Consider the following 12,393-nt stretch of genomic DNA (forward strand, 5'->3'; position numbering starts at 1 on the left):
GACCATGTCACTGGCCCGCCTCGTCCTGACCTCCGGCCGCAGCATCGACCTCTCCGACCTGCGGCTCTCCTCGACGTACGGCGGAATGCTGGAGGGTTATCCCTGCAAGCCGGTCAACGAGATGAAGATCAAAGGCCTGTTGCAGTCGGCGGAGCGGGATTTCCCGAGGACGCCGGTCCACCTGGTCCCGCCCCCGCGGGAGTACCCGGACCAGTACGCGGGTGCCTTCGGCCCGGTGGAGGTGCTCCCGCCGGTGGCGTGCGTGGGCCACTTCCGCTCCGACGCCATGAACCCGGCCCACGATCCGATCCTGTACCGGTCGGACCTCACGGTCATCTGGTTCCAGCCCACCACGCAGGTGCCATCGGGCTGCGACGCGGAGCCCGGGCTGCGCGACGTGGCGTGGGACGAACTGGCCCAGGACTACGAGCTGTAGCCGAACCGCTTGCCGCGGCCCGGGAAGGCGTACGGGGCACGGGGATCGGCCGTATCCCTCGGCCCGCCTCACCGCGGGTGGCTACCCGGCGATGCAAGTACCTTTGGCCACCGGACGAAGGAAAGTCGTGAAGTACGCAGTTGTGGAGCAGCGGGGGCAAGGCACCTACTGGCACGACCCCAGCCCCTATGTCGCCAAGCTGTCCGAGATTCTTCCGAAGCTGCCTCCCGGGGCAAGGTCCTTTGCTTCGCATCCCGAGCACTACGACTTCTCGGCACCGCGCTGTGTGAAGGACCTGAGGCCCCAGGAACTGCCCTCAGCTGCTGATGACCTGGGGCACTACGAGCTTCGGTTCGCCTGGTCAGGGTGCGAGAGCGATGTACTCACCATCCGCTACAAGGGCGTCAGCAGCGTTCACATCACGTCTGACGACGGTGGCCCTGTCGAGCTGTCGGACTACAACAGCGTGCGCCTGGACGAAGTCCTGCCGCACGAGGCCGGATGCAGCCACGAGCTGAGGCTGACGACGGGGACCGTGCGGGTCGAGTGCGCAGACCTCACAGCGAGCTGGGCGCCGATCAGCAGCTAGCGAAGCGTGACCCTCCCGTGCCCGATCGAGCGGGCGCCCCGGGAACAACGGTCACCCACAGGCAGAGACCAAGGAACAGCCCCCGACCGATTTACCTGGCCAGGGGCCGTTCACCTGCGGTGGGTGTGGGATTTGAACCCACGGTGACATCGCTGCCACGACGGTTTTCAAGACCGTTCCCTTAGGCCACTCGGGCAACCCACCCCGCGCCACCGGTGATCGGTGGCGCGGGGACCAGAGTAACCGGTGAGCACGCGCGCGCGTGGGTCAGCTGTCGCCCTCGCGGGAACCCAGGGTGAGATCCACGGTGTTGGTCTTGCCACCGCGTTCGTAGGTGATCTTGACCTTGTCGCCGGGCTGGTGGGTCCAGATCTCGCCGATGAGGGTGGGGCCGGAGTCGATGACCCGGTCGTCGAGCTTGGTGATGACGTCGCCGGGCTTGAGGCCCGCCTTGGCCGCCGGGCCGCCCGCCTCGACCGCGTCGGAGCCGCTGGCGCCCTGCTCCGTGATCTTCGCGCCGCCCGTGGAGTCCTCCAGGGAGACCGAGGCGCCGATCTTGGCGTACACCGGCTTGCCGGTCTTGATCAGCTGCTGGGCCACGTACTTGGCCTGGTTGATCGGGATGGCGAAGCCGAGGCCGATCGAGCCGGACTGGCTGGTGCCGCCCAGGCCGCCGTTGCTGCTGGACTGGATCGCGGAGTTGATGCCGATCACATTGCCCTGGGCGTCCAGGAGGGGGCCGCCCGAGTTGCCCGGGTTGATCGAGGCGTCCGTCTGCAGGGCGCTCATGTACGACGCGTTCGAACCGCTGCCGTCGCTCGACGCGACCGGGCGGTTCTTGGCGCTGATGATGCCCGTCGTGACCGTGTTGGAGAGGCCGAAGGGGGCGCCGATGGCGATCGTCGAGTCGCCCACCGCCACCTTGTCCGAGTTGCCCAGCGTCAGCGGCTTCAGGTCGCTCGGCGCGTTCTTGAGCTTGATCACCGCCACGTCGTAGCCCTGCGCGTGGCCCACGACCTCGGCGTCGTACTTCTTGCCGCTCGGGAAGGTCGCGGTCAGCTTGCCGCCGTCCACCGCGTCCGCCACGACGTGGTTGTTGGTGACGATGTGGCCCTCGGTGTCGAAGACGAAGCCGGTGCCGGTGCCGCCCTCGCCGCTGCTGGACTCGGCCTGGATGGTGACCGTGCTCGGCAGGGCCATGGCGGCCACGCCCGCGACCGTGCCGGCGTCACGCTTGACGGAGCCGCCGCTGTCGGAGGCCGAGACGGTGGTCGACGAGCCGTTGTCGTCGTTCTTGGCCAGGGTGTAGCCGAGACCGCCGCCCAGGCCGCCCGCGACCAGCGCGGCGATCAGGACCGCCGCCATCAGGCCGCCGCGGCGGGACTTCGGGGCGGGCTGCTGGTAGGAGGCGCCCCAGCCACCGGCACCCGCACCCGCGCCGCCCGAGCCGCTGTCGGCGTACGTCGGGGTGGCCGGGGGCGGGGGCGGCCAGGAGCCGTCCGGCGCCCGGCCGGGGGCCGCGCCGCCCTGCGGACCGCCCGCGCTCGCCGAGGCGTACGCCGGTGCCTGGCCCGCGTGGACCAGTTCCTGCTCCGGTGCGCCGGGGGCGTGCGGGGGCGTCGTGGGGAACTGGGTCGTCGGGGCGCCGCTGCCGGGCGCGGTTGCCTGCGGGGAGGCTGCGGGGGAATCCACCGGCACGGGAGGTGCGGACGGGGCCGGGGGTACCGCAGTGCCCTCGTTCTCGGTGCTCACAGCTTTTCTCCTCGATCCACGGCTGTTGTCCTGATGTCACGCTCGTTCACGCTTGCCGACGGTCCGGCGCGATGCAGCTGTGCATGTGCTTTTGTATGCCGTCAGCTTTTCCCACAGGCCGTCAGAGCACCATAAGCGGTGGCTGTGGGTCCGTGACTTTCCTTTATATGGGACCTGTCCGGCGAACCGGACGCATCTTGGCGCCCTCCTCGTGCGACGCGTACCCCGGTGCGGTGGCACCATGACGCGGTGACCCACGCACGGCAGCAAAGCATTCAGGTCGTCGCTCACCGTGGAGCCTCCGAAGAGGCCCCGGAGCACACTCTGGCCGCGTACAAGAAGGCGATCGAGGACGGTGCCGACGCCCTCGAGTGCGATGTGCGCCTGACCGCCGACGGCCATCTCGTCTGCGTCCACGACCGACGCGTCAACCGTACGTCCAACGGGCGCGGGGCGGTCTCCGCCCTGGAGCTGGCCGACCTGGCCGCCCTGGACTTCGGCTCCTGGCGGAACCGGGACGAGGAGCCCGACTGGGAGCACCGCCCGGAGGACCGTGAGGACACCTCCGTACTGACGCTGGAGCGGCTCCTCGAACTGGTCGCGGACTCGGGGCGGCGGGTGGAGCTGGCCATCGAGACCAAGCACCCCACCCGCTGGGCCGGGCAGGTGGAGGAGCGGCTGCTCGTCCTGCTGAAGCGGTTCGGGCTGGACGCGCCCGCCTCGGCCGCCGACTCCCCGGTGCGGATCATGAGCTTCTCGGCCCGCTCGCTGCATCGCGTGCGTGCCGCCTCGTCGGCGCTGCCCACGGTCTACCTGATGCAGTTCGTCTCGCCCCGGCTGAGGGACGGTCGGCTTCCGGCGGGCGTCCGCATCGCGGGGCCCTCGATCCGGATCGTGCGCAATCACCCGGCGTACATCGAGCGGCTGAAACGAGCCGGTCACCAGGTGCACGTATGGACGGTGAACGAGCCCGAGGACGTGGATCTCTGTGTCGAGCTCGGCATCGACGCGATCATCACCAACCGACCGCGCGCAGTCCTGCGCCAGCTGGGCAGATAACCAAAACGCCGACAACTGGTAAAGACCTGTGACGACATCTTGACCCGGCCCCCCGGGCACCCGCATTCTCCCAACCCGGCCAGGACGTCGAAATCCAGCCAGTCGATTACAGGGTGTGCTCCGGCGCGTTCGGACCGTATTCGATCGTTACGAATGCGTCAGCGGACCTTGATTGGCCGGTTTCCGGTACAGGCCAATGGGGCATCCACACCGTGGCGTGGGGCAAAGGAGGTCTCGGGGGTGGCGTTGGTGGTGGCACAGGAGGTGCCCACGTCGTCGAGCATGGCCGTACCCCATGGCCCTGCGGGCGTGGGGGAAGCAAGGCACCGGATGCGTTCTCAGCTGCGCAGAGGTGGTGTGTCGGAAGCGGTCATCGACGACGCCGTACTCATTCTTTCCGAACTCTTGAGCAATGCGTGCAAGCACGGTCGGCCACTGGGCGACGCCCTGGCCGGGGACGGCGATGTCCGCGCCGCCTGGCGGGTGGACACCGGGGGCAGACTCACGGTCGAGGTGACGGACGGCGGTGGGCCCACCCGCCCTGCTCCGGCCACGCCCTCGGTCACCGCACACGGCGGCCGCGGGCTGAACATCATCACCGCACTGTCCGACGACTGGGGCGTCAGGGACGACGCCCGCGGCGAGGTCACGGTGTGGGTGGTCGTCCACGACGACGTGCACGATCCGGACGCCTGTCACCGCCGCGACGACTTCGCCACGCGCATCACGGCTCCCTCGGTGTCGACGATGGCCGGTCTGGACTTCGCGGACGCGTTCACCGACCTGGACTAGACGCTCCGCCGGGAGGGCCGTGACGGTCCGCCCTCGGCGGCTCCGTCGTGGCTGGTCGTCCAGTTCCCCGCGCACCTGCGGGGCGTTACCGGACCGCCGGGGTTGTCCACAGGTTCCCGTCGGTCACCCCATGAACGGCTAGGCTCCCGCCGTACCAAGACCAGCCGTAACCGGGAGACCTCACGATGGCCAAGAAGCGACCCCAGACGAAGGCCAAAGGCCCGCAGATCGCCGACGGGGAGGTCCCGGTCGTCGGTGCCCGCGAGCCCTGCCCCTGCGGCAGCGGCCGCCGCTACAAGGCCTGTCACGGCCGGGCCGCCGCGCACGCGGTGACCGAGCTGGTGCAGCGCCCGTTCGAGGGGCTGCCGGGCGAGGGCGACTGGGTGGCCCTGCGCGAGCTGGTGCCGGCCGCCACGGTCGAGCTGACGCTGAAGGGCGGCCTCCCCGAGGGCGTCCCGTCGGTCTCGCTGGCCACGGTGCTGCCGATGGCCTGGCCGGCGCTGCGCCGCGAAGACGGCTCGGTGCTGCTGGGCCTGCAGAACGACACGGCGTCGGGCGACATCAGCCGCGACCTCGCCGACACCCTCCAGCGCGCCCTCACCGCCGACCCGGGCACCCCGGTCCAGGGCCGCCGCGCCCCCGCCGACGGCCCGCGACTGCAGGATCTGCTCGACCCCGAAGGCACGTTCGAGCCAGTCGTGCACTCGGGCTTCGAGTTCTGGGTGCCGGACGCGGAGAACTCCAGCCCGGAGGTGGCCGCCTCCCTGGAGCGCGCCAACGCCGCGGCCATCCCGACCGCCAAGCTCCAGGGCGTGGACGCCGCCTACTGGTGCGAGACGCCGGACAAGAACCACCTGCGCTGGGTCATGCCGTATCCCGAGGAGCAGCTTCTGGACGCGCTCGCGCGGCTGCACGCGGCGGGCCGGGCCGGGCTCGGCGAGGGCACCCGGCTCGTGGGTTCCTTCCGCGCGCACGGGCTCACCGTGCCGGTCTGGGACCTGCCGAGCGGAGTCACCGCGGAGGACATGGAGAAGCCGGCGGCCGAGTTCGCCGAGCGCCTCACCGGCGCGCTGGCCTCGGACGCTCCGCTCACCGCGGACGAGCGTCGCGCGCGTGGCGGGCTGACCAACCGACAGGTCACGCTCAGCTGACACACAGGTTCGAAACCGGGAGCTGCTGACTGGTCGGTCAGCGGCTCCCGTGGCGTGCGGAGCCCCGGGAGGCGCTCACAACTCCCGTCCGGAGCAAGTGAGTCGGTGTCCGGAAAGCCGATGAAAAACCGAGATCGAATTTGCGAACAGCCGATCTCTTGTTACCGTTCCAGTAGCCCGGTTGCTGGTGCATCCCCCGTCGCCAGCAACCGGGTCTTTCTTTGCGCCGTTCCGTTTACGCAACGCTGCCGGGCGTCAACTGCCCGTGTACGCACCGGAGTTGCTTCCGGAACGCAGCAGGAGCGGCCCCTGCCCGCCCCGTCCCGCGAACTCCGCGACCGCCGTGTACGCGCCCGGTTCGCCCTCGGTGCGCCGCCTGGGCGTCTCGCAGGTTCCCGGCTCGTCGCCCGCGCCCACGGCGCAGTGCATCTGCACGGTGCGGCCGCCGGGGCCCATGAGGCTGAGGACGGATTCCAGGCCGCCGCCGGTGGCGTTGCGGTAGTAGGTGCGCGCCCAGGTCTCCTCACCCTGCGTCAGGACACAGGTCTGTGCCTCGATGCCCTCGGGGGAGGTGAGTTCGGGTCCGCAGCGGGCGGCGGTGGCCAGGCCCAGGCCGAGCAGCCAGGGCGAGCTGGTGGGAGCGGCGACCTTGTGGTCCTCGCGCGCCCCGTCAGACGCGGCGCCTTCTTCACGTACGGCCGCCTCATCACGTACGGCGGCCTCGTCGCGTACAGCCGCCTCGTCGCGTACAGCGGTGCGGCGCTGCTCACCCACCTGTCCCGCGGACGCCACGGCCAGCGGCAGCGCGACCGCGCACACCACGACGCCCGTCAGGGCAAGCAGACGAAGGTTCATGAAAGGGACGATAACGAGCGCGCGCGGACGGCTGGTTCCGCGCGCGCCCGACACCCTTACAACTCGGGCGCGCTCACACCCGTACGAGTGAGGGCGTCCACCGCCGCGTCCACCACGGCCTCGACATCGGGCAGCCACGGGGAGGCCGAGCCGGGCAGCGGAGCACGCTCCCAGTGGATGGCGCCCCGGCCCGTCTCGGACGGGGGCAGCGCGACATAGCCGCCCTCGCCGTGGAAGCGCAGGGAGCCGGGGACGAAGTCCTTGGCGTACAGCAGTTCGCCCAACTGCTCCATGGAGTACGGCTTGACGAGGATCGCCCAGCGGGTGGGCGAGGCGACCACCGGTCCCAGGCGCATGCCCTGGCGGTCGAGGGCGGCCAGCGCCCGGGAGCCCGCGAGGGCCGGCAGGGACACCGCGCAGGGTGCCGTGCCGCCGGTGGCGAGGACGATCGGCGCGGCGGGCCGGTTGGCCCACCACCAGCGCACCATGCGCGCGTCAGTGGTCGCCGCGAGGAGCCCCGGGTCGAAGGGGTGCGCGCCGGGGACCGTGCATTCGGGGTCGGGGCAGCTGCAACGGGCCCGACCCTGCGGGTCCGGTGCCGCGCCCGGGAGTACGGGCCACTGCCATTCCGTCGCGAAGGTCAGGGCCGCGCTGATCAACTCAGGCCCCCCGTCGTTCCGCTTGGACAGGAGCCTGCGTGCCTTTCCGAGGATCTCGCGCATGAGCGCTCGTTCCTTTCCGTTGCACCGCTGGCAACACCGTGGGCCACATCACACCATGTGTCGATCACTGCACTGTGCGTACCTGTTGGCGCATCACACCCCTGTCAGAGACAAGGGGAACCCCTATGGGTCGAGCGTTGGCTGCGTCCACGGCAGCCTGACCCACACTGCGTCTATCAAAAGCATGGGCGTGGCGTGGGGGTGGCGAAGTCTGGCGTTTTGCCGTCCCGCGTGTTTCTCCTCGCCTCCGCCACGGAGGATGGGGCACGGTCGTCGGTGGTTAAGACGCCCGGGTCCGTCACCAGGTTCCGGGTGGATGTCAACCACCCCTGGTCTTCTCCGAGTACGTACCCATCACGACCGCTGTGACGCTCAGTGGAGCAAGGCCAGTCGACCGCAATAACGTGTTACCCGAGTCAGTTTTAAGCCAACTTTGCTTTTCGGCAAGAGGTACACCGGTGACCCACGGACACCAGGAATCCCGGCAGGACAATGCTGGACATCCCCTCACGAGTGCGTGTACATGTGGAGACACCGCTAGCGGCGCAGAATGACATGGGGGTTTGCGATGCTTTTGAGCAATACGCACCGGTCGGAAAGCCGGACGCCATGAACGCCCCTCACCCTCCGAAAGTGGCCGGAATCGATTCAACGGTTCCCTCGCCCGCACACACTGTCGCGCCCGCGCCCGCCGTCCCGGGCACCTCTCCGGTCCCGCCACCGACCGCTCCGAACGCCCCGAGCGCCCTGCTCCAGGACCGGCTCGCAGGCTGGGTCTCCGACCTCACGACCCTGCACGAACTCACGGAACGTCTGGCCCGCACGGACACACTGCAGGATGCCCTGACCGAACTCCTGCGCGCCGGAGCCGCCCTGGTGGGCGCCCGGCGCGGCCTCGTCGTCCTGGAGCCGGACGACGGACTCGGACCCGACACCACGATCGGCCTGGGCCTGGCCCGGGCCGATCTCGGTCACATCGAGACCGTGCCGCGCAGTGCGATGTCGTACGGCAGGATCCTCGACGGACTGCCGGGCGCCGACGGCGAGATCGCCGAGCCGGACCTGTTCGCCGAGGACGGCCTCGACCCGCGGCACCGCGAGGTGGCCGCCCGCCTCGGCTACGCGGCGTGCTACGCGCTGCCGCTCTCCTCCGACGCCGCGGGCCGCCTCGGCGCCGCCGTGTGGCTGTACGACGAGCCGGCCGAACCGGACGAGCGCCGACGCCACCTCGTCGGCCTGTACGCGCGTCACGCGACCGAGTACCTGGCACGCCTGCTCGAAGTCGAGCGCACGCGCGCGTGCATGGCGACGATGGCGGAGGAGCTGCTGCCGTCCCGGCTCCCCCGCGTCGCCGGTGTGCGGCTCGCCGTCCGGCACCGCACCGGCCCGCGCGGCGGCGGCGACTGGTACGACGCCCTGCCGCTGCCCGACGCCGCGCTCGGTCTCGCGGTGGGCTCGGTCACCGGATCCGGCCCGAGCGCGATCGCCGCGATGGGCCGGCTGAGAGCCAGCCTGAGGGCGTACGCCGTGATGGAGGGCGAGGACCCCGTCGCCGTCCTGTCCGACCTGGAGCTGCTGCTGCGGCTCACCGAACCGGCCCGCTCCGCGACCGCCCTGTTCGCCTACTGCGAGCCCGCGCTGCGCAAGATCACGCTGGCCGGTGCCGGGCACTGCCCGCCGCTGCTGGTCGGGGAGCGGCGCACGGAGTTCGTGGAGACGTCCGTGTCGGCGCCGCTCGGGATGCTCGCCTGCTGGGAGGCGCCCAGCGTGGAGCTGGAGGCCGAGCCGGGAGAGACGGTTCTGCTGTACACCGACGGGCTGCTGCACCGGACCGGCGACCCCACCGACCGCGCCTTCGCACGGCTGCACTCGGCGGCGGCCGGGGTGCCGAAGGCGCTGCGGCACGACCCGGACGCGATCGCCGACCACGTCCTGCGCACCGTCCTGCCGGACGGGCTCGACGCGGCGGACTCCGAGGAGGACGTCGTCCTGCTCGCCGCGCACTTCGAGTAGTGCCGCGGGTAGCTCTCGGTAACAGGTCCAACGGCCCTGGGCCCCCTTCCGTACGACCGTACGATGGACGGGGTCCAGTGCCGTATCTAGGAGGATGACCGTGGCCGAGGAGCTCAACCCGGAGACCCCGGAAGAGACCGAAGAGCCGATCAAACAGCGGAAGAACGGGCTGTACCCGGGCGTGTCCGACGAGCTGGCCGAGAGCATGAAGTCCGGCTGGGCCGACACGGAGCTGCACGACCTGCGGCCGATCCCCCAGGCCGCCGAGACCGCCGCCCGCCGTGCCGCGCTGTCCGCGCGTTTCCCGGGCGAGCGTCTGGTGATCCCCGCGGGCAACCTGAAGACCCGCTCGAACGACACGGAGTACCCCTTCCGGGCCTCCGTCGAGTACGCGTACCTCACCGGCAACCAGACCGAGGACGGCGTGCTCGTCCTGGAGCCGGCCTCCGAGGGTCACAAGGCGACGATCTACCTGCTGCCGCGTTCCGACCGCGAGAACGGCGAGTTCTGGCTGTCCGGGCAGGGCGAGCTGTGGGTCGGCCGCCGGCACTCCCTGGCGGAGTCCGAGGCGCTGTACGGCATCGCCGCCTCCGATGTGCGCGAGCTGCCGGACGCGCTGCGCGAGGCGACCGGTCCGGTGCGGGTCGTACGCGGGTTCGACGCCGGGATCGAAGCGGCGCTGACCGACAAGGTCACCGCCGAGCGCGACGAGGAGCTGCGGGTCTTCCTCTCCGAGGCGCGGCTGGTCAAGGACGAGTTCGAGATCGGCGAGCTGCAGAAGGCGGTCGACTCGACCGTGCGCGGCTTCGAGGACGTCGTCCGCGTGCTCGACAAGGCCGAGGCGACCTCCGAGCGGTACATCGAGGGCACGTTCTTCCTCCGCGCGCGCGTCGAGGGCAACGACGTCGGCTACGGCTCCATCTGCGCCGCCGGTCCGCACGCCTGCACCCTGCACTGGGTGCGCAACGACGGGCCCGTGCGCTCCGGGGACCTGCTCCTGCTGGACGCCGGCGTCGAGACGCACACGCTGTACACCGCCGACGTCACGCGCACGCTGCCGATCAACGGCACGTACACGGAGATCCAGAAGAAGGTCTACGACGCCGTCTACGAGGCCCAGGAGGCCGGTATCGCGGCAGTGCGCCCCGGTGGCAAGTACCGCGACTTCCACGACGCCGCGCAGCACGTGCTGGCCGAGAAGCTCGTCGAGTGGGGCCTGGTCGAGGGGCCCGTCGAGCGGGTGCTGGAGCTCGGGTTGCAGCGGCGCTGGACCCTGCACGGGACCGGGCACATGCTCGGCATGGACGTCCATGACTGCGCCGCGGCGCGCACCGAGACGTATGTCGAGGGCACGCTGGAGCCGGGGATGGTGCTGACGGTCGAGCCCGGGCTGTACTTCCAGGCCGACGATCTGACGGTGCCGGAGGAATACCGGGGTATCGGTGTGCGGATCGAGGACGACATCCTCGTGACGGAGCACGGGAACCGGAATCTGTCTGCCGGGCTTCCCCGGCGGTCGGACGAGGTCGAGAGCTGGATGGCCTCGCTGAAGGGCTGAGGGTGGAGTGATGGCCGGGTACCAACGGGGTACCCGGCCCTTTCGTTGCGGTCTGCGGGGTTGTGGGGGCTTGTCGCGCCCCTAGGGGGGTTGATGTGGACCTGCATATCGAGCTTGGGTCTGTCGAGGGGCGGCGGGCCGGGCTTGAGCGTGCCTTGCGGGATGCCGTGCGGGACGGGCGGCTGGCTCCCGGGGCTCGGCTGCCTGCCACTCGGCGGCTGGCCGCCGAACTCGGTGTCTCGCGCGGGACCGTGAAATCGGCGTACGACCAGCTCGTCGCAGAGGGATACCTGACCGCTCGGCAAGGGTCGGGAACCCAGGCCGCCGCCCTGCCGGCAGCGAGCCAGGACGCCCCCGAAGCCGCCTCACGCACGCGTGCGCCCCGTTTCGATCTGCGGCCCGGTAGTCCGGACGTCGGGACGTTCCCGGCGGCGGCCTGGCTGCGGGCGCTGCGGCGGGCGATCGCGACGGCGCCCTCACTGGCGTACGACTACGGCGATCCGCGCGGGCGCATCGAGCTGCGGACCGCGCTGTCCGGGTACCTGGGGCGGGCGCGAGGGGTCATCGCGCCCCCTGAGCGGATCGTGATCACGTCCGGGTACGTGCAGGGGCTCGCCCTCCTCACGCGCGTGCTCGACGGGGGCGAGATCGCCATGGAGGATCCGGGGCTGCCCTTCCACCGGGAGGTCGTGCGGCGTGGCGGCGGGAGCGTGGTGCCCGTGCCGGTCGACGAGAGGGGCGCCTGTGCCGACGGGCTGGGGGACTGCGGAGCCGTCGTGCTCACTCCCGCGCACCAGTACCCGACCGGGGTGACGTTGCATCCCGCGCGGCGGCGGGCGTTCAGCGACTGGGCACGCGCGCGTGGCGGGCTGCTCGTCGAGGACGACTACGACGGGGAGTTCCGCTACGACCGGCAGCCCGTCGGCGCGCTGCAGGGGATGGCGCCGGGGCATGTCGTGTATCTCGGCACCGCCTCCAAGACGCTGGGGCCCGCGCTGCGGCTCGGGTGGATGGTGCTGCCGCCGCACCTGGTCGACGCGGTCGCCGACGCCAAGCTGCACAGCGATCACCACACCGAGTCCATCGGGCAGTTGGCGCTCGCCGAGCTCATCCAGAGTCATGCGTACGACCGTCATGTGCGCGCCTGCCGGCTGCGGTACCGGCGGCGCCGGGACCAGTTGCTGCACCGGCTCGGGGAGCGGCGGCCGGTGCGGGGGATCGCGGCCGGGCTGCACGCGCTGGTGGAGGTCGCCGACGAGAAGGAGGCCGTGGCGCGGGCGGAGGCGGCGGGTCTCGCCGTGGGGCGCCTGGGAGACCACTGGCACGCGCCGGACGCCGAGGGGCGGCCTCAGGGGCTCGTGGTGGGGTACGGGACGCCGCGGGAGCGTGTGTATCCGGAGGCGCTGGAGACGCTGGGGACGGTGCTGGACGGATTGGGCCAATAAGAGGGGCGACTATTGGGTCTG

At 71.0% G+C, this 12,393-nt stretch carries 11 protein-coding genes and 1 tRNA gene; 8 read left to right on the top strand and 4 right to left on the bottom strand.

The window, feature by feature from the left end; genetic code table 11:
• The first annotated feature begins 4 nt into the window (after positions 1-4).
• Together OG381_RS23630 and OG381_RS23635 are read left to right on the top strand one after the other, a co-directional pair.
• Complete coding sequence (locus OG381_RS23630; protein ID WP_327718060.1) at positions 5-436, top strand: hypothetical protein; 432 nt, start codon at positions 5-7, stop codon at positions 434-436.
• A gap of 127 nt (positions 437-563) precedes the next feature.
• The gene (locus OG381_RS23635) at positions 564-1,025 is read left to right on the top strand and encodes a hypothetical protein (protein WP_327718061.1); all 462 of its coding nucleotides are present in this window, start codon (positions 564-566) and stop codon (positions 1,023-1,025) included.
• 117 nt (positions 1,026-1,142) lie between these two features.
• On the opposite strand, the gene OG381_RS23640 is transcribed toward OG381_RS23635, so the two are convergent.
• A tRNA-Ser gene (locus OG381_RS23640) sits at positions 1,143-1,229 on the bottom strand.
• 63 nt (positions 1,230-1,292) lie between these two features.
• Positions 1,293-2,777 carry a S1C family serine protease gene (locus tag OG381_RS23645; RefSeq protein ID WP_327718062.1) on the bottom strand — a complete coding sequence of 495 codons (1,485 nt, stop codon included), beginning with the start codon at positions 2,775-2,777 and terminating at the stop codon, positions 1,293-1,295.
• 249 nt (positions 2,778-3,026) lie between these two features.
• Between OG381_RS23645 and OG381_RS23650 the strand changes: the two genes are divergently transcribed.
• The 3 genes from OG381_RS23650 to OG381_RS23660 all read left to right on the top strand — a co-directional run bounded on the left by OG381_RS23650 (position 3,027) and on the right by OG381_RS23660 (position 5,779).
• Positions 3,027-3,836, top strand: a complete 810-nt coding sequence (locus OG381_RS23650) for a glycerophosphodiester phosphodiesterase (protein ID WP_307028635.1) — start codon at positions 3,027-3,029, stop codon at positions 3,834-3,836.
• 153 nt (positions 3,837-3,989) lie between these two features.
• Positions 3,990-4,628: an ATP-binding protein gene (locus OG381_RS23655; protein WP_307028632.1), complete on the top strand. Its 639-nt coding sequence runs from the start codon at positions 3,990-3,992 to the stop codon at positions 4,626-4,628.
• 185 nt (positions 4,629-4,813) lie between these two features.
• On the top strand, positions 4,814-5,779 hold the full coding sequence (locus OG381_RS23660) for a DUF5926 family protein (RefSeq protein ID WP_327718063.1): 966 nt from the start codon (positions 4,814-4,816) through the stop codon (positions 5,777-5,779).
• Between the two features lie 255 nt (positions 5,780-6,034).
• Here the strand turns inward: OG381_RS23660 and OG381_RS23665 are convergent, their stop codons facing one another.
• Positions 6,035-6,634 (bottom strand): hypothetical protein, encoded by a 600-nt coding sequence (locus OG381_RS23665; RefSeq protein ID WP_327718064.1) that lies wholly within the window; start codon positions 6,632-6,634, stop codon positions 6,035-6,037.
• Between the two features lie 56 nt (positions 6,635-6,690).
• On the bottom strand, positions 6,691-7,356 hold the full coding sequence (locus OG381_RS23670) for a bifunctional DNA primase/polymerase (RefSeq protein ID WP_307028627.1): 666 nt from the start codon (positions 7,354-7,356) through the stop codon (positions 6,691-6,693).
• Between the two features lie 492 nt (positions 7,357-7,848).
• On the opposite strand from OG381_RS23670, the gene OG381_RS23675 reads away from it, so the two are divergent.
• The 3 genes from OG381_RS23675 (at position 7,849) to pdxR (ending at position 12,372) form a co-directional block, all read left to right on the top strand.
• Complete coding sequence (locus tag OG381_RS23675) at positions 7,849-9,369, top strand: PP2C family protein-serine/threonine phosphatase (protein ID WP_327718066.1); 1,521 nt, start codon at positions 7,849-7,851, stop codon at positions 9,367-9,369.
• A 100-nt stretch (positions 9,370-9,469) separates the two neighbouring features.
• A complete protein-coding gene (locus tag OG381_RS23680; RefSeq protein WP_443061926.1) occupies positions 9,470-10,927 on the top strand; it encodes an aminopeptidase P family protein in 1,458 nt (485 codons plus the stop codon).
• Between the two features lie 62 nt (positions 10,928-10,989).
• The gene (gene pdxR, locus OG381_RS23685; RefSeq protein ID WP_443061927.1) at positions 10,990-12,372 is read left to right on the top strand and encodes a MocR-like pyridoxine biosynthesis transcription factor PdxR; all 1,383 of its coding nucleotides are present in this window, start codon (positions 10,990-10,992) and stop codon (positions 12,370-12,372) included.
• The last annotated feature ends 21 nt before the right edge of the window (positions 12,373-12,393 follow it).

The organism is Streptomyces sp. NBC_00490, assembly GCF_036013645.1.
Lineage (GTDB): Bacteria > Actinomycetota > Actinomycetes > Streptomycetales > Streptomycetaceae > Streptomyces > Streptomyces canus_F.